Source organism: Ekhidna sp. (genome assembly GCF_965227465.1).
Lineage (GTDB): Bacteria > Bacteroidota > Bacteroidia > Cytophagales > Cyclobacteriaceae > Ekhidna.
The window spans coordinates 1,824,832-1,844,695 of record NZ_OZ245746.1; the positions used below are offsets into that span (position 1 = coordinate 1,824,832).

19 protein-coding genes are annotated in these 19,864 nt (G+C 36.7%); 3 read left to right on the forward strand and 16 right to left on the reverse strand.

From position 1 onward, the window contains the following. Positions 1 to 45 precede the first annotated feature (45 nt). Together ACO05G_RS08060 and ACO05G_RS08065 are read left to right on the forward strand one after the other, a co-directional pair. Complete coding sequence (locus ACO05G_RS08060; protein ID WP_421765498.1) at positions 46 to 2,064, forward strand: tetratricopeptide repeat-containing sensor histidine kinase; 2,019 nt, start codon at positions 46 to 48, stop codon at positions 2,062 to 2,064. A 250-nt stretch (positions 2,065 to 2,314) separates the two neighbouring features. After that, a complete protein-coding gene (locus ACO05G_RS08065) occupies positions 2,315 to 3,070 on the forward strand; it encodes a M91 family zinc metallopeptidase (protein ID WP_421765499.1) in 756 nt (251 codons plus the stop codon). A gap of 6 nt (positions 3,071 to 3,076) precedes the next feature. Here ACO05G_RS08065 and ACO05G_RS08070 read toward each other — a convergent pair whose 3' ends face one another. The 5 genes from ACO05G_RS08070 to ACO05G_RS08090 all read right to left on the reverse strand — a co-directional run bounded on the left by ACO05G_RS08070 (position 3,077) and on the right by ACO05G_RS08090 (position 7,883). Continuing rightward, a complete protein-coding gene (locus ACO05G_RS08070; protein ID WP_421765500.1) occupies positions 3,077 to 3,550 on the reverse strand; it encodes a hypothetical protein in 474 nt (157 codons plus the stop codon). Between the two features lie 97 nt (positions 3,551 to 3,647). Next, positions 3,648 to 5,924, reverse strand: coding sequence for a tetratricopeptide repeat protein (locus ACO05G_RS08075; protein ID WP_421765501.1), 2,277 nt, complete (start codon positions 5,922 to 5,924; stop codon positions 3,648 to 3,650). Continuing rightward, positions 5,921 to 6,634, reverse strand: a complete 714-nt coding sequence (locus ACO05G_RS08080) for a hypothetical protein (RefSeq protein WP_421765502.1) — start codon at positions 6,632 to 6,634, stop codon at positions 5,921 to 5,923. Before ACO05G_RS08080 ends, ACO05G_RS08075 begins: the two co-directional genes overlap by 4 nt. A 38-nt stretch (positions 6,635 to 6,672) precedes the next feature. Continuing rightward, entirely contained in the window at positions 6,673 to 7,362 is a 690-nt protein-coding gene (locus ACO05G_RS08085; protein WP_421765503.1) for a hypothetical protein, read from the reverse strand. Between the two features lie 200 nt (positions 7,363 to 7,562). Then, positions 7,563 to 7,883 (reverse strand): hypothetical protein, encoded by a 321-nt coding sequence (locus tag ACO05G_RS08090; RefSeq protein WP_421765504.1) that lies wholly within the window; start codon positions 7,881 to 7,883, stop codon positions 7,563 to 7,565. A gap of 264 nt (positions 7,884 to 8,147) precedes the next feature. Here ACO05G_RS08090 and ACO05G_RS08095 point away from each other — a divergent pair, with 264 nt between their 5' ends. Beyond that, on the forward strand, positions 8,148 to 9,755 hold the full coding sequence (locus ACO05G_RS08095) for an ABC-F family ATP-binding cassette domain-containing protein (RefSeq protein ID WP_421765505.1): 1,608 nt from the start codon (positions 8,148 to 8,150) through the stop codon (positions 9,753 to 9,755). On the opposite strand, the gene ACO05G_RS08100 is transcribed toward ACO05G_RS08095, so the two are convergent. From ACO05G_RS08100 to ACO05G_RS08150, 11 genes are all read right to left on the reverse strand, one after another. Further along, a complete protein-coding gene (locus tag ACO05G_RS08100) occupies positions 9,752 to 10,546 on the reverse strand; it encodes a hypothetical protein (protein WP_421765506.1) in 795 nt (264 codons plus the stop codon). The genes ACO05G_RS08095 and ACO05G_RS08100 overlap by 4 nt on opposite strands. 7 nt (positions 10,547 to 10,553) lie before the next feature. Next, positions 10,554 to 11,021, reverse strand: a complete 468-nt coding sequence (locus ACO05G_RS08105) for a chemotaxis protein CheX (RefSeq protein ID WP_421765507.1) — start codon at positions 11,019 to 11,021, stop codon at positions 10,554 to 10,556. Continuing rightward, positions 11,011 to 11,385 (reverse strand): response regulator, encoded by a 375-nt coding sequence (locus tag ACO05G_RS08110; RefSeq protein ID WP_348282225.1) that lies wholly within the window; start codon positions 11,383 to 11,385, stop codon positions 11,011 to 11,013. The genes ACO05G_RS08105 and ACO05G_RS08110 overlap by 11 nt, the downstream gene beginning before the upstream one ends. After that, positions 11,382 to 13,988, reverse strand: a complete 2,607-nt coding sequence (locus ACO05G_RS08115) for a nitrate- and nitrite sensing domain-containing protein (protein WP_421765508.1) — start codon at positions 13,986 to 13,988, stop codon at positions 11,382 to 11,384. Before ACO05G_RS08115 ends, ACO05G_RS08110 begins: the two co-directional genes overlap by 4 nt. 15 nt (positions 13,989 to 14,003) lie before the next feature. Further along, the gene (locus ACO05G_RS08120) at positions 14,004 to 14,366 is read right to left on the reverse strand and encodes a response regulator (RefSeq protein ID WP_348282223.1); all 363 of its coding nucleotides are present in this window, start codon (positions 14,364 to 14,366) and stop codon (positions 14,004 to 14,006) included. 82 nt (positions 14,367 to 14,448) lie between these two features. Next, the gene (locus ACO05G_RS08125) at positions 14,449 to 15,045 is read right to left on the reverse strand and encodes a hypothetical protein (RefSeq protein ID WP_348282222.1); all 597 of its coding nucleotides are present in this window, start codon (positions 15,043 to 15,045) and stop codon (positions 14,449 to 14,451) included. Positions 15,046 to 15,129: 84 nt separating this feature from the next. Next, on the reverse strand, positions 15,130 to 15,492 hold the full coding sequence (locus tag ACO05G_RS08130; RefSeq protein WP_421765509.1) for a response regulator: 363 nt from the start codon (positions 15,490 to 15,492) through the stop codon (positions 15,130 to 15,132). A gap of 6 nt (positions 15,493 to 15,498) precedes the next feature. After that, positions 15,499 to 16,314, reverse strand: a complete 816-nt coding sequence (locus ACO05G_RS08135) for a CheR family methyltransferase (RefSeq protein ID WP_421765510.1) — start codon at positions 16,312 to 16,314, stop codon at positions 15,499 to 15,501. A gap of 17 nt (positions 16,315 to 16,331) precedes the next feature. Further along, a complete protein-coding gene (locus ACO05G_RS08140) occupies positions 16,332 to 18,044 on the reverse strand; it encodes a chemotaxis protein CheA (protein ID WP_421765511.1) in 1,713 nt (570 codons plus the stop codon). Further along, positions 18,044 to 19,081, reverse strand: a complete 1,038-nt coding sequence (gene cheB, locus ACO05G_RS08145) for a chemotaxis-specific protein-glutamate methyltransferase CheB (RefSeq protein WP_421765512.1) — start codon at positions 19,079 to 19,081, stop codon at positions 18,044 to 18,046. The genes ACO05G_RS08140 and cheB overlap by 1 nt, the downstream gene beginning before the upstream one ends. Continuing rightward, a complete protein-coding gene (locus tag ACO05G_RS08150) occupies positions 19,078 to 19,863 on the reverse strand; it encodes a chemotaxis protein CheW (RefSeq protein WP_421765513.1) in 786 nt (261 codons plus the stop codon). Before ACO05G_RS08150 ends, cheB begins: the two co-directional genes overlap by 4 nt. Position 19,864: the final 1 nt, after the last annotated feature.

Below are 19,864 nucleotides of genomic sequence, written 5' to 3' on the forward strand. Positions count from 1 at the left end.
TTTTGCTCCCTTTTTTAAGTAAATTAATTGGCACATAGATTATCCATGCATAAGATTACCGTCATCGCATGCCTTTTATTTGTTTTTAACGCTTTTGGTCAGTCTTCAAAGATTGATAGCCTTGAGTTACAACTTCCTGGTTTAAATGGTGAAGAGCGAGTTGCTTTGCTCCATGAACTCGTAAAAGCATCATGGACGATTGAGCCAAATCGTGCCGTTAAATATGGACGCGAGGCAATCGCTATTTCAAAAGACTTGAACGATCTTGAGCTTCAATCTATTTCCTATAGGTTGTTTGGGGGCCTATATAACTATATGAGTCTAATTGATTCTGGTCGCTACTATAAATCCCAAGCATTAAAGCTCGCTCTTCAGCTTGATGATCCAGGCTTATTATCTCCTACCTATAACAACCTGGGTGTAACCTCTCAAACAGTTGGTAGTTATGTTGAAGCATTGAATTACTATTATATGTCCTTCCTGATTGGTAAGCAATTGCCAGATTTTGAAAGCCTTTCTGTCATCATTTCGAACATTTCTGAAGTCTATCATGATTTATCACAATATGATAGCGCTATTAAGTACGCTACTATGGCTGTTTCACTTACAGAGGAAAGGCCAAATACATCAAGGCATCTACTTGCTGAAGTCAGTTTAGCTCGTGCAAACCTCTCAAAAGGGAACCTAACTGAAGCAGAAAAATCATATCAAACAATTATAGAAATTGGCAATGAAATTGGTGAAAGGAGATATGTAGCATATGCCAATCAGGGGCTAGGCAGATTATTCTATAATAAGGGTGACAAAAAAATCGCTAAGAGGTACTTTCATAATGCTTTCGATTTATTTGTTGAACTAGATGATCAAGCTTATATAGCTGAGGTCTTTCTTGACCTAAGCACTTTACATATAGATGTAGAACCAGATTCAGCCATTTACTATGCGCAGAAAAGTCTTTCAATAGCCAAAGGTTTAAACCTCAATGATATCATTCTTGCTAACTACAAGAACCTCATTGCTTTATATAGCCATGAGATAAAGTTAAACCTTGATAGTCTTCGTCTATACTATACCAAATACAACGAACTAGAATCAATTCAGAAAAAAGACAATAATCTAAGAAGTATTGAAGGAATGTTCGCGAAAATCCAAGAAGAACAGATTGGCAAACAGCTTGCCGCCCAATCATTAGAGCTCCAACAAAAAACCTTTCAAACTAATTTCTTGATCGCCCTTACCTTCGTCATTGTATTTTTTACAATTATCATATTAAAGAACTACAAAAAACAAAAACAGCTGGGAATCAATTTATCAGAAGCAAATGATCAATTAGAAAAGCAAAACGAACTCATTGATAAGAAGAATAAAGACCTGGAAGCACTTGATAAGGAAAAGAACAGTTTAATCAATATTGTTGCGCATGATTTAAAAAATCCCCTGTTCAATATAATGGGATCAGTCCAGCTAATAAAGGAAGAAACCATTGCCACTGAAAAGGAATTGGATGTACCACTTGAAATAATTGAAGGAAGTGCTACCCGCTTATCTTCCATGGTCTCTAAAATTCTTGATGTTGAAGCCATAGAACGGGGGTTATCAAACCTTGAGCTGGAATCAGTTAATCTCTCAGAAACACTATCATCAATTTGCAAAGAATTTGAATCGCAAGCAATAGCTAAACAAATCGAAATTCATTCCAAAATTACCAAACGTATAATGATCCAGGGAGAACAGACCTATGTCAACCAGATCATCGAAAATTTGATCTCAAACGCAATAAAATTTTCTCCGGCTGATAGGACAGTATTTATCTCACTAGGAACACGCAAAGGTAAAGCACAACTTGAAGTTAAGGATCAGGGCCCTGGTATTTCCAAGGAAGAGCAAGGGAAACTATTCCAAGTATTCCAAAAATTAAGTGCCTCACCAACTGGCAATGAAACTTCCAGTGGACTTGGGTTATCTATCGTAAAGAAATACATAGATGCTATGGGTGGGAAAATCTGGTGCAAGAGTGAGAAGGGCCAGGGTGCTAGCTTTTTTGCACAATTTCAGCTGGCATAAACAGCAAATACACTAAGATTAATCTTCTTTTTTACAAAAAACGCTTCTTTTTAAGCGAATAGTCAGTTTTAGTCCAAACATTCTCGTTTTAAAGTCATTACTCAAAACTACTGGACTATCTAAAATGGCTTTAAAACCAATATCAAAATATTGGATTACGTTCTTAATATTGATTGCCACTCTTAACACATTCGGTCAATATAGGGGCGAAACTGATTCTCTACTGAAACCCTTTAATAATTATTCTTTCTTGCATAAGAAAGATTTGAAAAAAAAAGAAAATGTATTCAGCCCATTGGGTCCCAATGCTCAATTTTTACGCACTACTTCATACAAGAATTTGAATAATATTGATAAAAGAGGTCTTTGGATCAAATTGAAGGAAAAGGAGTTTCTTTATAAAGATGAGAAAATTTATGAGTTGACTGAGTCAAAGTGTGAACTCAAAGAAGTAGATGGCAAAAAATCAGGCAGGTATTTAAGGAAAGTATTGAATTCTTTGAATTCTTTGTACACCAAATCTCCGTACGCCAAGAACATCATAAAAACGTTACAAGAATCGGAAAACAAGTTTACGATAGCTATTGTGAATGCTATAGACAGCTATACACTGGTGCCCATACCTGGTAATCGATTTGGCGTGCTAAATAACAACGCATATGCATTCCAAATCATGGAACAAAAGGAAAATATTGTTGACTATGCTCCATTCAATCAAATAGGAAGTGGAGCAGAGATACGATGGAGTAGCAGACATAAAAAAATGCATCTTGCACACGAATTAGCACATGCATATGATGCCAATTTTGGGTTATTAGATGACCGACTTGTACAAGCCTACGGAATGATTATTCCGGCCAGGGAGGTTCGTGCACTATTTCATGAAAACATGATACGAAGAGAGCTTCACAAAAAACTAAGAATTGATTTAAAAAATGGAAGCAGCGCTCTTGTTGCAAACGGTATTCCTTATACTATTCCTCTCCCCTTTCCGGCAAGAAGTTGAACCCAACTAGTTAATCAACATAATATCCTGAAATAATTCAGTGATTGAAATAGAATCGGGATAATTGAGATAACCGATAACGTAGTTTGAACCTACTAATTCCATCCAATATTTTTGATTGTTATCTCTTCCTGAATTTGAGATTGAGTCGTTCAAAGTACGATTATTGGAATAGGTTTTAATACCAGCATTTAAGCGGTTTTGGTAATTCAGCGAGGAGCCGTAATAAATGTTTGAGCTTACGTATAAAATCGATTCATCAAGGTATGAAAACCGATATTCACAAAACCCATGTTGATCATTAAAACGTTCCTGAGTAAATCCTTCAGGGATTTTAAGCTCAATTTTATTGTATGGTAAGTCAGGACCACATTCTTTAAAGCTGAGTTTTACCATACGTATGCTATCGCTGTTGCCTTGATTGGACACACTACATCCAATCATTACCAAAAGTAACACATAAACTCCCCTCTTCAACATGTTCCTAAAAGCTACTATAAAGTAAACAATTTTTAATTATTTAAACCTAATAGCTTAAAGGGCTTGAGTTAACAATAACTAAGTTGAAATGTACGGACTATTTGATAACTGTGACATTACGAACTTTATCTATATATGATTTCATTTGATTCAATCTATTCGCAGAAACGTTATTTTCAATTTCCTTCATCCAATCGTCCAAAAGGTTGTAATACCAGCTTTCAATACTTTTGCCCGATTCCAGGAATTGATCAATGTAACGTCTTTCAGATCCACTGTTTTGATTAGTCATATTTTTACCTAGAAATCCCATTAGATTCATCATAATTAGTTGATCACTGTAGGTTTCGCTATCCAGTTCAAATCCTTGAAGGTAATCAAGTAATTTTAAGGATTTATCGTATTGACTTTCAGTAAGATATGACTCAAGTAAATTCACTCCTGCCCATATGTCAGTAGAATCTAATGCCCAACCTTTCTCCATATTTTCAAGTCCTTTTTGATTCTCTCCTGCATTGTAATAGATCAAACCAAGTAAAGAATATGCCCGAGGGTCTCCTGGAGCCATTTCAGCATACTTTAGGGCATATTTTTCAGCTTGTTGGAAAAGTTCTAGCGCTTTGGTCTGGGTAGTAAACCACATCCCGATAAGGTCACTTGAGTGTTCATATAATATGTATGCCTCTTCCAAGTTATCACTATTAATCTGAACAGAGAGAAATTCATCTGCCTTGACAAAATCCCCTTGCTTGAGCAAAGCCATTCTGTAGTAATTTATCATATAGCCACCGAGCGGATAGTATGATGCCGCATGGTCAAAAAGCTCTATTGCTCCAACGTAGTTTTCTGCAGAATAAGAGGCAAGCGCTTTTTTTACATATAATGTACTTAGGCCATATTGATAATCAATGTTTTCAGGGTTTTTCTCATAGAGTATCTGCATATGATAAAGGGCCTTTTCATCATTATTTATACCTGAGTAAGCTAAACCGAGGTAATACCTGAGTATAGGTAATCCTGCATTCTCTACTACAGGGTTGAAAACTTTGACCGTTTTGTCGTATTCTAAATTCCAATAGTAAGCTATGCCAAGTCGTGTTCTTAATATTAAATCATTAGGGTTTTGATTGAAAGCAAGCTCATAATAGTACTTCGATTCAACTGTTGCCCCTTGATACTCTAGTACTTCTCCTAGTTTTTTCTTAGTATCAAAAGATGAAGAATCAATACTGTAAGCTTGTCTAAGTTGCGTTTCAGCTGTTGAATAGTGTATTTCAGCTCGATCATAATCGCCAATACTGTCCGATTCTAATCCCATTTCGAAATAGTTAATCCCTAATTCATAATGGGAGAGAGCAGAGAGTGGATTAACTTGAATGGCTTTTTGTAGCATGAAATTGGATAATATATAGTTTCTTCGAGTGCGATATGTCAAAGCTCTTTTAAGATATTCCTGCTCATCGTCTGCCTCAAATACCAAATCATCGGTATTCCATGAGCCGTCCTCATTAATTATATGACCGAGAAGTAATTCAATATCGTTCGAGGCATACTCGATCTCCTCTCCAAAAAAATTGTATTCAAATAGATTTAGAGATTTTTTTTGACCCTTAATGGCCAACTTTGAGACCACTATATAATCAGAATCTTGATATTTAGCTGAATATGATATTATTCCATCGTACTCTTGATTTTGCTGAAAAAGCTTCTTAACATCTTTTTCAACAAAAAATAATGGTTCTACCTCTTTCCAAGGAACTATTTGGATCATTGAGTTATGCACGGATAAGCTTGTTCTGACAACTAATTCTTTCAAATATGTTCTCAGATAATCATCATCTTTCTCCGAGATTTGCAAGGGTATAATTGCTAATTTTTTTGTGCCGATTATATTATCTAACTGCAATTGATTGATTTTTGCAGTCGTATTCGAGACAGCATCATTAAGTACTGACAGAATCTCTCTGGATGGTCGGACTATTTTATCTATAGTATGAAATTCACCACTGGGTGTTTTTATTCTTACATAAATACTGAAATCATTATTATTTAAAGTGAAATCCCCCCTAATTGAGTAAGAGGAATTATTGATCACTTCTTTTTTTTCTTGCTTATTCTTAGTTGCTACTTGCTCATTTGATTTGCTATAATCATTTGAAATCACTCGAAATAAATCATATCCCTTTAATCCTAAGATAAAACTTTCCCTTACTTGATTTTCGATACTTGTGCTTTTAACATTCGTTGAAATATCTCGAAAAGTCTCAACCTCAACTTGAATTAGGTTTGGTCGAGACCTATAGGTAGCTTGACCGACGATATTAAAGCAAATAGCCACGCAAAAAAATAGAATGAATATAGGTTTTGACTTCATTGGATTTCTTTCAGTTTTATAAATATTTGCTCTGCAAGGGCTGTGGTAAACACACGATAATCATCATCAATATTACCTTCAATATCTACTGTGTTATCTCTATATTTTATTGTGAGAATTAAACTCTTTTTACCATCATCTTCTTCCCAACAATCAAAATCATCAATCACAAGATCTGTAATACATTGCTCATCAATGCAAATGGTATGAAATTTACTCAGCCTTGTATTTTTTTGAAGAGAACGTACAAGCCAACGTTGAAACGTATCTTTTAAATGAGAGCAATCCATTGTTTCCACTTTAATTGGCTTTTTGAATTGACCATGTATATCAAAATAGTTTAGCTTTTTCTTTACTTTTTCAACAGCATCGTTAACACCATTTTGCCAGGATTCTTTTCTCAAATTGATTGACAAAACACTATTTTCTATCTGTTTACCTTGATCATCATATAGTGCCAGGTTTAAAAGTATAGATCTGCCTGTAGACGTTAATGTACTCTTAAAAATGTAATCTACTTTTTCAAGTATTCGTCTTTTGTCTTCTTGCAGGGCTGTTTCCCAATAGGCACTTTTTTTTCTTTGTTCAAAAAGATTTGTTTCACCAAGTTGCTTGTATATCTCTGATGAGATATTCTGATGTGATCGTACCTGATAATGAGGAGATAATAGTAGTATTCTTCGTGTTTGGGCATCAATATCTAAACCCATTAGTATAAATAAGATCGAGAAAAACACATTGCATTTTCTCATGAAGTTCGATTGATTATTTTTTCTAATTTTCTTCTTGCTGCGTTAAATGACTCAGACTGTGGAACAGCTTCATATAGTGGATTTAAGGCCTTTATCAGTTTTTTTTGATCACTACCATCACACTCCAGTTCATTAATTACATATATATAATTCATTAACGCCCTGAAAGGCGATTCAACGATTGTTTTATTGACGTATGACTTTCTTAAATGCCTAAGGGCATTTGATGCCAATGGCTCAATACACTCTGGGTGGTTTTTTTTATAGATATTGTTTACTGCAACAGAAATGTTATTTCTCAATAGCGTGTCACTTCCAGCACGCTCCAACTTGAATAGAAGGATATCTAAAGAGTTCATTTCATAGTACTGAAGCATCATGATAGATTCTTCGACCTCCTCTTCAGTTTTTAATCCATTCACCAACTGAACCATTTGTGAATTTAAAGTGTACTTTAAAGCCTTACTTCGCTCATCGTAGTATGATTTGATTGGGAGTATTAATCCCCACACGCCACCAATTATTGAAACTAAAGTCAAAATAGTAACTGACCATCGTTTTATCCAGGAATTAATAATCTCAAGTTTACTGATTGATTTTGGCTTTCTCTTTTCACTTAGCTGCTCCTCAAGAAGTTGAATTTCTACTTCTAGTTTCTTATTAGCCAGTGATTGATTAGGGTCCATGGTGATAGATTAATGTAAACTAAAGGTAAGCTATAACTGACTGGCAGTCAATACCCATAATAGGGTATTTTACTCCGAAAAAAGAAAATTTAGCTTGAATCACTATTTACCTGATTGGATACACTACATCCAATCATTACCGAAAGTAACACGTAAACTCCCCTCTTCATACAATCATAAAGTTAGGGATAATGAGAGAATTACATCAATTTCTTGACTTGACACATATTAGCCTTCACCTCCTCCAAGTACGCGGGCAATGCGAACCAAAAATCTTCATTTTTATGGTTAGGTATGCGGGAAGAAATCTCTTTAAGATCCAGATGGGCGAGGTTGGACTTCATCTTATGTAAATGATCTTGCGCTTTTTTGATATCTCGATTTTCAACAGCCTCAAAGCTGCCACTCAAATCTCTTTCAATTGAATGAACGGCCATATTCACTATTAGCGAGATTTTGTCTGGATCTCCATCCAGCAATTCATACAAAAATGAAAATGCCTGACTATTACTTTTATCCATCACAGTGCAAGTTGATACGTGTAATGCCATTTAATTATTTGATAATTGATATAACTGTTTTAGTGAATCTGAACTTAACATCACCTAAAGTACGTATTATATAGCATCGATTTGAGATCATTCGATGGAGTTGAAAATATTGCCGATGTAGGTACCAAAATATTAGAATTAGGTTTAGAGAGGATCGATTTGAATCCAATTTCCCTTTAATGCTTTAACATGGCCTTAATTATATCTAACTTCGCGGCTTAATCGAATTTAAAAATGATTTCTACTGAGAATATTTCCCTCCAATACGGCAAAAGAGTCCTTTTTGATGAGGTCAATATCAATTTCACATCTGGCAATTGCTATGGAATTATTGGAGCTAATGGAGCTGGTAAATCTACTTTTTTAAAGATATTATCAGGCGAAATAGCCGCGAATGCCGGAAAAGTTAAAATTGAGCCTGGGAAGCGAATGGCCGTACTAAAACAGAACCATCATGAATATGATGAAACACCTGTTTTGGATACAGTGATGATAGGCCATAAGGTATTATGGGATATTATGAAGGAGAAAGATGCCATCTATGCAAAACCTGATTTCAACGAGGAGGATGGAAACAGAGCATCAGAACTGGAAGCAAAGTTTGCAGATATGGATGGTTGGAATGCTGAATCAGACGCTGCAGCCCTTTTAAGTGGTCTGGGTATAGTAGAATCAGATCACTACAAATTAGTTAAAGAGCTAAATGGTACTGAAAAAGTAAGAGTTCTTTTAGCTCAGGCTTTGTTTGGTAATCCGGATATTCTTATTTTAGATGAGCCTACCAATGATTTGGATATTCAGACAATCTCATGGCTTGAAGACTACTTATTAGAGTTTAACAATACCCTCATCGTTGTATCTCACGACAGACACTTTCTCGATACCGTCTGTACCCACATTGCTGATATAGATTTTGGCCAGATAAAGCTTTTTACAGGCAACTATTCATTTTGGTACGAATCCAGTCAATTAGCGCTAAGTCAACGCTCTTCTGCGAATAAAAAGGCTGAGGAAAAGAAAAAGGAACTTCAGGAATTTATCGCTCGATTTAGTGCAAACGCTTCTAAGTCTAAACAAGCCACGAGTAGGAAAAAGCTGTTAGACAAAATTAATGTAGACGAAATTCAACCTTCAAACAGAAAATATCCAGCAATTATTTTCACACAAAACAGACCTGCCGGTGATCAAATTTTAGAGACAAAAGGCCTATCAAAAGAAGTAAATGGGGAGTATCTTTTTAAAGACCTGGATCTATTTGTGAATAAAGGTGATAAAATAGCTGTGGTAAGTGATGAAAGCCTTGCTGTGACTTCCTTCTTCCAAATCCTAATGGAGGAGCAACAGGCAACAGCTGGAACATTCAAATTTGGACAAACAATTACACATGCCTACTTGCCCAATGAAAACTCTGAATTCTTTAAAGGTGATGATAACTTAATCGACTGGTTAAGGCAGTATTCAAAAGATGAGGAGAAAGACGAAGTATACATACGTGGTTTCTTAGGAAAAATGCTTTTCTCCGGTCAAGAAACACTTAAGAAGTGTAGTGTGCTATCCGGAGGAGAAAAGGTACGTTGTATGCTTTCCAGGATGATGTTACAAGGCGCTAACCTGCTCATTCTTGACGAACCAACTAACCATTTAGACCTGGAATCAATTACGGCATTAAATAACTCTTTAAAAGAGTTTCCAGGGACAATTTTGTTTACCTCACATGATCATACATTCACACAGACGGTTGCCAATCGAGTTCTAGAATTACGACCTGATGGTTATACCGATACTTTAAGTACGTATGATGAGTTTTTGGAAAAGAAAAAAATGATTGCACAAGGAGTTTAGGATTTAAACCCAATTACCATGATATCGTCGTTTTGACGATTAGCTCCTGTCCAGGCAGTTAAGTATTGATCTATAATCGCTTTTTGTTCGTCCATTTCCATTCTTCGTTTATCTCTTAAGAATGTGCCTAACTGATTGACAGTTATCTTTTTCAAGTCCGGGCCACCAATCAAATTGAAAGTGCCGGTGCTACAGAGATAGAAGTTCGAATCCGTTGTATTTTCAAGTGAAATAGAGTTGTAACTGGGCCTGTGTTCGCCTGTCTCCCCTACCTGACTTTCCTCCCCTTTAATTACGTGTGCTCCATTTCTATGAACCTGAAGAAGGTCCATATTAGCGCCTGCAAATTCCATCTGCTTAGATACTCGATTAAGTTTTACAATACCCACATTTGCATTGGTATTTAGGAGGATATTGTTTTTATCCTTGAAACGTGCTTGAACTTCTCGATGTAAAAACTGCAGAATAGATCCCGGAAAATCAATGGAATAACCTTCTACCATTTTTTTAAGGGCATTCATGTAGATTCTAATCATCATGCTTGCCAGGTGACCTTCTCCTACACAAGTAAAAAGCGCCAGATATACATCATCATCGTGATTGTGTAACCAAAATCCGTCACCTCCCACACTTCCTTTAGGGTTGTTTATTACAAAGGCATCTGAGAAAAACTCCTGTAGTTTTTTCTCTTCTGGAAGCACTGAAAAATAATTCCTTCGTGTGCTATCCTGAATCTGATCAATGTTTATGATCCAATTAGATTCGTTTGATTTCTTACCTGACTCCCCCATATCGTCCTTAATCTAAGCCTAATACTACGAAAGCCTCATGGTTATTCCATTTAATTGGAATAACATACATGGAAACATTATCCGGGATTTGAAGTTCTTTTGGCATGCCCTCAAACACCGTAGGTACAGAAATCATAAAATTAGCTCCGAGGTTTGCTCTAACATTCCCTGCTACTACATTAGATATCTCACCCGCCATATCTAGTATATCCTCTTCACTTGGATCCTCAATTCCGATAAACATATTGATAAGATCTGCAAACATCTCCCTATTAGCAGAAATATAAACAAACCCCTGTCGACTACCGGATATTCCGATCATTCCTGTAAAGTCCTTTAAGACCAGTCCTTCGGATTCCTTCAAATAAGGCACCTTCATATCCGAGTCAATCTCAGTTAAGTGCTTGAAGTAGTTGCTCACAGAATTTATGAACAAATTACAGGTAGCTTCAAATTCTTCTTTCCTACTCTCCATCCCTTTTCAATAGTTTATCGAAGGATTTCGCAAGGTCAGCAGCATTCACAGGCTTGTACATAAAACCACGAGCCCCTTTATCTAAAGCAATTAGACCAGTAAGCTTATCAGCGAGAGCGGTTATAATCATCACTTTTGTTTCAGGGTTGATTTTCATAATCTCTTGCAAACAGGCTATTCCATCCATTTCAGGCATGGTAATATCTAAAGTGACTACATCAGGTTTCTTGTCCATAACCATTTGTACAGCCTCTACTCCATTAGCTGCCTGGCCAATTATTTCCAAATCATAATTAGCAAGATTTTTTTCTATAGTACGACGCATTACAGATGAGTCGTCAACTATTAGCAATCTCTTTTTCATCCTTCTTCCTCCGTTTCCTGATCTAGAATTGGAAGTTTAATCATCATTTCAAAAGACTTTCCTGAAGTCGAAGTGATTTCATATGCTCCTCTGTATTCATCAATTATTGATTTAACCAAATGCATACCCTGGCCTCTTCCGGCATGGGTATCAGATTGATCCGCGGTTGAAAATCCTTCGTGAAAAATCAAATCCTGAATTTCAAAGTCTTCCATTGATTTCAATGCCGTTTCAGTTATCACTCCATGCTCAACAGCTTTGATTTTTACCTGCTCAAGGTCAATTCCTCTTCCATCATCTTTATAGCGGATAAACACTTCATTGTCACTTTTTGAAAGCTCTATTAGGAGTTCCCCTGTTATAACCTTTCCGTCATTCAAACGAACATTGGAGTCTTCAATGCCGTGAACAACCGAGTTTCTAATCAACTGTATCATCATATCCTTAAAAGGATTGACATATGTTTCAGGTAAAATCACATTATCTATGTTGTTAAAGGTCAGATTAACGGTCTTGCCAACTTCCTTAGCTATTAATTCTGCCCCACGCTCCAGAGAATCAATGACCATGATATTAGATACTGAGTCACCTTCGGCAGGAAATTTCTTATAGATATTGATAATCTTATAAAGCATTTCAGAAATCTCAGCGATCATTCTATCTGCCTCGTCTACTTCATAGAGAATCGCTAGAAAATCCTTGCCCCTTACGTCTTTAGATTGCAATGCAGTAATTGCATCCTCAATTTCATGGAATTTATCCGCCATCAATTCCATTCCAATCACTACAGCGTTTCCTTTTAAGTTGTGAATGATATCAAACGTGAAACTTAATAACTCTGAATACTCATCTTCTTCATTCTTTTCATATCGCTCAGAAATACTTTTCAGCATTTTTCTTGAGTTATGTAAGAACCCTCGAAGTATGGATGGATCAATTTTAAGAATGCTAAGCACTCTTTCTGTTTCTTGTTGTTTCTTCTTCTCAGCCTCGTTTAAGTGTTGCTGCAACAAGATCGATTCAGTTTCATCAGATACAGTTACCATGATATTCTGAATCTTATTCTTTCTAAAAATCCTGGTGAAATCTACTCGAATGTATTTCGTAGCTACGATTCCATCCTGCTCCGTATGGATTTTAACCTGATCTATCGGATTTAATTGATTAACCACATCCTCATCCATATCCTCATTGAAAAGGTGACGCATGAACATTTCCAATGCCTCCAGTTCTCTTGGTAGAATTAGAGGTCGCATGAAATTTGTGAAATTCTCTCCAGCAATGTGATCATTGCTGAAAATCTCTTTCATTGCCTTTGAATGAAACTTTGAGATTTTAAATTCCTTGTCAAGCAGAAAAATTCCCTGTTCGATATTCTCAAAAACAACCAGTGAAACTCCATATATATTTTTATACAAGAATTTAGCCCGATCTCGTTGTTTGCGAAGTTCGAAATGTGATTTTCGGATTTCAAATACCATCTTATTAAAGGTATTTGCATACTGCCCTAATTCATCTTTTGTAGGTATGACCACTTTTTTGGACATATCCCCTGCTGAAATCCGTTTCGTATAGGCTTCAAGAATGCTCACATTCTTTAATAGGTTAGTCACCAATGTGGTCATCAACCAGAAAGCAATAATACCAATGGTAACATCTAAAATTAAAAACGTCCAAAAGTTGCGTACGGAGGAAGAAGCAATCTCTTCGGTTCTCTTCTGGATATTATCCGACATATAGTCTTCTACCCTTTTGAGCGCATTAATCTTAGCTGTGCTAACCTCATACCAAATATCGGGATTTTCTACTAACGTGTCATTGGCAAACACGACTTCTCGCATTCGATTGACCTCATCGACTTCATCACCTTTTACAATCTGACTGTAGTAATTAATTGATTCCTCATTGGCAATAATTATGAATGCATCCAGGTAAGAGTTTTGCCTGGACACTAGTGTAGTAAACCTATTATATAGGTCAAAACCGATATGATTAAGCGAGAAAACCTGGGTTCCGATGGCTCTTTCAATACTTGCATACTCCTTTGATTTTAAAAAATAGATTATTGCATGAATCTGCTGCGCTATTTCCTTATCTCTGGTTTCATCAATAAGCTTAATTACCGTATTCAGTGCTACATTATTGATCTCTGAAAACCGATCGATCGATTGTTCTGAAGTAATTCTATGTTGATCGATTCCTTTTCTGAGTGCAGATAGCTTTTCAAAATAGGAATTTAGCTCATCAAGGTCCACACGGTGCAGTTCCATCAATTCATCAAGTTCCCCACTTGATAATTCATTGTAGTACTGCTGAAGTGTGCTATCCGTTCGATCTCTTTGTTTACTGAGTTTTATTCCAAAGCTTTCTCCTTCATTTGCTAAAAACCCAGATGAGATACTTCGTTCTTTCTGAATCTCATGCACCACATGATTGATCTCAATCCCGACCGTGATTGCCTTATTTAATCGTACACTATCAGAATAATCAAGGTAGTGATACCTTACCTGAAGGTAATCAAATGCCAAAATGATTACGATAAGCGGAATAATAATAACCGCGAACTTTTGGCGTATAGGTAAATTGGTTAATCTCTTTATCATGTAGGGTGCTGATTCCTATGCTAATACTTTTTCCACGACCTTAAGTAAATCTTCTTCGGTAAATGGTTTCACAATATACTCTGAAGCTCCCAATGATATGCCTTTATTGACAACAGTTTGTTGACCTACTGCACTTACCATGATTACTTTGGAGGGTACCTCCTCATCTTTCAATACTTTCAGTATTTCAAAACCCATCATATCAGGTAGGATATTATCCAAGGTAATCAAATCGGGTTGCAATTGAACCGCAAGGTCTATTGCACTTTCACCATTTTGGGCTTCACCCACTACTTCAAAACCTGCACCTTCCATTGCAGACTTTATCAATGACCGCATATAAATGGAGTCATCTACTATTAATACTGTCTTGCTCATTTTTTTCTTTTTATTACTGTTTTTATCACTTTATTTTAAAACGATTCACCGACTAGCAGTGTAATAGGGTGATAATGAGTAACTAAACGAGATCCTTAATTCTATCCACAAACTTATTATGAAATACCCAAATAAAGTCAGGACAAATATCTAGTTCTTTTCCATGAAAAACTGCCTTAAAATGAATTATTGACTCGAATTCGCTGGATTCTTTAACTATAAAATCATTTAATTCCGTTGCTTTTAAAACTTTTAGTGACGGGACATTCCCGTATATTTCTACGTCAAGCTTATTAGAGAACTCTGTTATGACAGCTGCCGACACCATATTGTCTATTTCTGTCAGAAAGCCAAGCTTCATGATGGTGCTTTCCTGAGAATCATCTTTAGCTATTTTTTCTGGCAAACAGGCCTCATAGAGTTTGGCTACTTCATTCTCAGAAAAAATTAAATGGCTGGTGCCTTTCAGCTCACCCATAAGCTCTGTTTTTATTAGATGCACTTCTTGATCAGGGCCTCCGAATCTCTCCATATCAAGTTCCGCATTTACATAATCTATCTGCTCAATATTGATCGGGCTTTGCAAAATTTGCTCCATGGAGGCCTTTGCCATTGATAATCCATCGAAAATCAATTTTGTGGCTACTTTCATCTCCGAGTCGTTCAAGTTTGCTATCATCTTTAGTTCTCTTTTAAGTCTTTTATAGTTGGGGTCTCAAAATAGTGCTTTATTTCCTATCCTAGGAAACTTTTAGGCGAACCATTAGAATTGTTCATCGAGTTCCTTCAAAATGCCGATTAATTCTGAGTTATTAAATGGTTTAACCAGATAATGCAAAGCCCCATTTTCCTTTGCATCCACAATCGCTGAAAGTTGCCCCACAGCACTTATCATAATCACTTTGGCTGTAAAGTCATCTGTGTTTATTGTCTTTAGTACGTCTAGACCTGTCATGTCTGGTAAAATATTATCTAACGTAATGACATCTGGCTTTAGGTCTAGTGCCAAATCAATGGCCATTTCCCCATTTTTTGCCTCTCCTATTACTTCATAACCATTTTCAGTGAGTAGTGAGCGAAGGCTTGATCTGATATATGTAGAATCGTCAACTATAAGTACTCGCATAAGCTATTATTTAGGTTGCGAAATTTTTTTATATATGCGGGTTCTAACATCGTAAATGCTAAACTTCGTTTTACCATAATCAGGCATTATATCATAATACCCTATAATGAGATACCCGTTATCCTTCAGACTGCTGTGTAGAAGGTCTAAAACTCTTTTTTTAAGGCTATCGTCAAAGTAAATCATCACATTTCTGCAAAAGATGATATCGTACTTTCCATCCATTTTATCCATGACCAAGTTGTGCCTCTTAAAAGTCACGTTAGTAGCGTATTTGGACTTGATATTAGCATGTTTATCATGGAAATCGAAATAATCACTCATTTCCCTATTCGGGAAAAACTTAAGAAAAGGAACCAGGTACTGCTTTAAGGTAACTAATGAGTATTCTCCCTTTTTGGCTTTATTGAGTGCCTTTTTGCTTAAATCTGTTGCTAAAAGTTTCGATTTATTTAAGAGATTCAGTGTTTCCAGTACAATATTCATGGTATAAACTTCCTCACCTGTAGAACATCCCGCATGCCAAATATTTAATGACTTGTTCTCAATTTCAGGAATAACCATCTCCCGAAGCTTGATCCATACATCCGGATTGCGAAACAGCTCCGTTAGATTCACCAATAACTCATCAATGGTTAATTGAAAAAATTCATTATCCTTTAGAACCAATGACCACAATTCGATGATTGATTCCATCTTATTCTTCATCATCAATCGAACAATTCCTCGCTTCAGAGAAGTACGCTCATAATTGGTGAAATCCAGACCATATCTATTATTGATCGCCTGCATCAGAGCGGTGAGCTCCTCATCGCTGATCATATCGGTTGTTATAGTTCCTATGATTGTCCTGTTTTGGTGGAAGATTGAAATAAAGTATCCATAATAGACGCAACGTCTAAAACAGGGCAAACATTTCCAGATCCTAGTATTGTAGTCCCACTCAGCAACTTGCTGGAATCCAGTGGTTTAGGTAATTTTTTTTCAATTATTTCTTTTTGCCTTTGTAGGCGATCGACAATCAACCCAAGTAACCTACCAGAGTGGGTAGTCACAATCACATTAAATTGTTCATCGTTTTCCACCTCCTTCAGCCTGAGTTGGCCTATTTGAGTTTGATCAATATCACTCGTATTTTGAACGTCCAATAATCCACCCAAGAATATCACCGGGAGCGACTTATCTTGATAATCGACCATAAGACTATCTCCTACATGATGAATATCTTCTCTATTCAAATACGTCACGGAATCAATGTAAGCTAATGGAATCGCATAATCCTGTTTATTCACTTCGAACAACAATGCCCCTTTTAATGCCAATGAAGAAGGTAAAACCAAGTGAATGGAAGTTCCAATACCAAGTTCTGTTTCAACTAAAACCTGACCTCCTATCGACTCAACGGCCTTTTTTACCACGTCCATTCCAACACCTCTACCTGAAATTTCGGTGACTTTATCGGCACTGGAAAATCCCGGCTCAAAAATGTATCTGATGACCTCTGTCTCAGTAAGCTTATCAGCAACATCTTTTGACACCATTTTCTGACGGACAATTTTTTCTTTTATCGTTTGATGATCGATTCCCTTTCCATCATCGGAAACTGTTATCACGACACTATCTTTTTCCAGCTTAGCATCCAGCGTAACTGTTGCTGTGAGTGCCTTACCTGAGTTTTTCCTTTCAGCAACAGATTCTATTCCGTGTCCTACTGCGTTTCGTACGAGATGAACCATAGAATCACTAATAATCTTGAGGATATTTCTATCGATCTCAACTTCAGTTCCTTTCAGCACTAATTCCACTGCTTTTTTTTCTGTGGATGCAGCATCTCTCAATACACGATGGAATTTATTAAATAGAAAGCCCATTTGAACCATTCGGACGTTCATGATTCCGTAATGAAGATTTGAAGAAATTCGCTTTATTCTTTCAAACTCTAATGTGCTTTTGCCTTCCTCTCCAAATAATGAGATTAAGCGATCCCTCTCTATGACAAGCTCACCTACCATGTTGAGGAGATTATCCATCTTTTTTACAGGAATTTGTACCACATCCGCAAATTGAATGCTACTGTTTTCTTGACCTGCAGCTTCACTTTCCTGCGATTCAGGAGCTGGTATTTCTGATTCTGCTGACTGCTCCGGCTCAATTCCCTCATTTTCTTCCAGCGCATTTTTAAGGTATACTGCCAGTTTGGTTTTAATACCAAGAAAACTGATTCGCTCGCCGGAAGTAATGGCATTGATTAGGCCTCCCAATTTATCATTTGCTCTGAAAAGCGCATCGACCAGCTCAGCATCTAATGGAATTTGCCCACTTTTAATGGCTCCAAATACATCCTCCACCGTATGAGATAGATCGGCTATCTTGTCATATCCCATTCCCATTGCATTCCCTTTTAAAGTATGTACAATTCGGAAAATGTTGGCGATGGTCTTTTTGTTAGTATGGTCTTTTTCCAGATTAACAAATAGACGATTGAGCTCTTCAAAATTTTCAAGAGCTTCTGTTAGAAATAATTGACGATATTCTTCTTCCTTGGATGACACTATAAATTATTAACTAAGTAATTTCCAATTTCTCTTATATCTAGTACTTCATCAACTGCTCCAGCTTCAAAAGCTGCTTTAGGCATACCGTAGATTACACTACTTTCCTTATTTTGTGCAATTGTCCTACCACCCGAATTATGGATGTCTTTCATACCATTAACTCCATCTTTACCCATTCCTGTTAGTAGTACACCTACCATTTTTTTACCATAAATAACAGCTGCGCTTTGCATCATCGCATTTATGGAGGGCTTGTTATACTCGCGATAGACTTTATCAGTAAAGTCAATAGACGGACTTTTGGTATCTCCTGACAATATTAAATTGGCATGACCTGGACAAAAAATAACAACACCCGGGGTAGGTTCCATACCTTTAGTAGCAGCCACAACCTCTAATGAAGTCAAGGCTCCCAATCGCTGAACAAACTGCGGAATGAATATAGCAGGCATATGCTGGCATACGATAATGGGAATATCAAAATCTGCCGGTAATGAACAAATGACACGTTCTATTGCCGTAGGTCCACCAGTTGATGCACCGATAGCTATCAGGTCATAGTCAGACTTTTTTCTTCGTTTCTTGGCTACTACCTCAACCTTAGCCTTGCTGATATTAACTTTTTTAGGCTTTGCTCTGGAAGTACTTTTTATCTTTTGAATGAGCTCCACTTGAAGCTCTCTCATTTTGGATTTGTTGCGATCCGGCTTGTTAATGTAATCAACTGCTCCGTGCTTAAGTGCATCAAAAACTGGTTGCAGGTTTGTGTTACCAACCGAGCTTAATATCAGGATGGGGGTCGGCCGGTCATTCATTATACCTTTAATCGCATATAGGCCATCATAATCTGCCATATTGAGATCAAGAAGCACAATATCAGGCTTCAAATCCTTTACCTTTTCTATAGCTTCAAGTCCATTTACAGCTGTACCTATTACCTCAAGCTGATTGTCATCTGAAAGTAGGTCCGTTATCAGCAATCGCATGAAGGCAGAATCCTCTACAACCAATATTTTGAGCTTGCTATTACTCATTTGCCTTCATTAATTAATTGGTCCGGAACCACAACTGCCTTATCGTTTTTAAGCATTTCTATCGCATCAAGAAAGAATATCAATTTTTCCTGCTGCTGAATAATCCCTTTTATGTAAGAGACATCAAGAGATGCATCTTCAATCAATTGTAATTCAGATGATATCAAATTTCCGTTGGATTTAAAGGTAGAAGGTAAAACGGGTAATATTAACCCTGCTTTAATATCAGTGGAATTTAAAATTAAGAGGTATACGGGCTCCCTTTCTTCCATCAGATTGAATCGCTTGGCAAGATCAAAAACTACATAAGTACTGCCTCTTACATTTGCCAATCCTTTTATGTGTTTTGGAGTATTTGGAGTTTCAGAAAGTTTTGGGAGCGGAACAACCTCTTTTACGTCCTCAATTCCAACTGCATATGTTTCCTTACCTATCTCAAAAGAAACGAATTGGAGTTCATGACCTTTTATGCTTTGTATTTCCTGTTTATACCTTTCCCGTAAAACCTTCTTTTTCTCGTTTAACTCACTCGCTATGTAGGAAGGAATTGCAAAAGATGATGTTTTCGCAACTTCAATCTCCGGCTCCTTTACTTTTGGCTTGGTCTTAACCGTGGGTTTTTTAGGTTGCTTTCTTGCCTTAGACTTTTCAATAGGCTTCTTTTTAGCAATCAGTTTGGTTTGTTTTTGAACTGGTTTGCTTTTTCTTTTGGGTTTAGCGGGTTTGACCTCTTCTTCAGAGGGAATAAGCTTTTTCTTTTTAAGATTCTTACCTAAAGCCATT

What these genes read in the sequence shown, in the direction of transcription:
- ACO05G_RS08125 (WP_348282222.1), bottom strand. Translation starts at nt 15,045, where the DNA reads ATGATAGCAAACTTGAACGACTCGGAGATGAAAGTAGCCACAAAATTG.
- ACO05G_RS08090 (WP_421765504.1), bottom strand. Translation starts at nt 7,883, where the DNA reads ATGGATAAAAGTAATAGTCAGGCATTTTCATTTTTGTATGAATTGCTG.
- ACO05G_RS08100 (WP_421765506.1), bottom strand. Translation starts at nt 10,546, where the DNA reads ATGGGGGAGTCAGGTAAGAAATCAAACGAATCTAATTGGATCATAAAC.
- ACO05G_RS08080 (WP_421765502.1), bottom strand. Translation starts at nt 6,634, where the DNA reads ATGGGTTTAGATATTGATGCCCAAACACGAAGAATACTACTATTATCT.
- ACO05G_RS08095 (WP_421765505.1), top strand. Translation starts at nt 8,148, where the DNA reads ATGATTTCTACTGAGAATATTTCCCTCCAATACGGCAAAAGAGTCCTT.
- ACO05G_RS08135 (WP_421765510.1), bottom strand. Translation starts at nt 16,314, where the DNA reads ATGATCAGCGATGAGGAGCTCACCGCTCTGATGCAGGCGATCAATAAT.
- ACO05G_RS08110 (WP_348282225.1), bottom strand. Translation starts at nt 11,385, where the DNA reads ATGAAAAAGAGATTGCTAATAGTTGACGACTCATCTGTAATGCGTCGT.
- ACO05G_RS08060 (WP_421765498.1), top strand. Translation starts at nt 46, where the DNA reads ATGCATAAGATTACCGTCATCGCATGCCTTTTATTTGTTTTTAACGCT.
- ACO05G_RS08070 (WP_421765500.1), bottom strand. Translation starts at nt 3,550, where the DNA reads ATGTTGAAGAGGGGAGTTTATGTGTTACTTTTGGTAATGATTGGATGT.
- ACO05G_RS08085 (WP_421765503.1), bottom strand. Translation starts at nt 7,362, where the DNA reads ATGGACCCTAATCAATCACTGGCTAATAAGAAACTAGAAGTAGAAATT.
- ACO05G_RS08130 (WP_421765509.1), bottom strand. Translation starts at nt 15,492, where the DNA reads ATGCGAGTACTTATAGTTGACGATTCTACATATATCAGATCAAGCCTT.
- ACO05G_RS08115 (WP_421765508.1), bottom strand. Translation starts at nt 13,988, where the DNA reads ATGATAAAGAGATTAACCAATTTACCTATACGCCAAAAGTTCGCGGTT.
- ACO05G_RS08105 (WP_421765507.1), bottom strand. Translation starts at nt 11,021, where the DNA reads ATGGAGAGTAGGAAAGAAGAATTTGAAGCTACCTGTAATTTGTTCATA.
- ACO05G_RS08150 (WP_421765513.1), bottom strand. Translation starts at nt 19,863, where the DNA reads ATGGCTTTAGGTAAGAATCTTAAAAAGAAAAAGCTTATTCCCTCTGAA.
- ACO05G_RS08120 (WP_348282223.1), bottom strand. Translation starts at nt 14,366, where the DNA reads ATGAGCAAGACAGTATTAATAGTAGATGACTCCATTTATATGCGGTCA.
- ACO05G_RS08075 (WP_421765501.1), bottom strand. Translation starts at nt 5,924, where the DNA reads ATGAAGTCAAAACCTATATTCATTCTATTTTTTTGCGTGGCTATTTGC.
- cheB (WP_421765512.1), bottom strand. Translation starts at nt 19,081, where the DNA reads ATGAGTAATAGCAAGCTCAAAATATTGGTTGTAGAGGATTCTGCCTTC.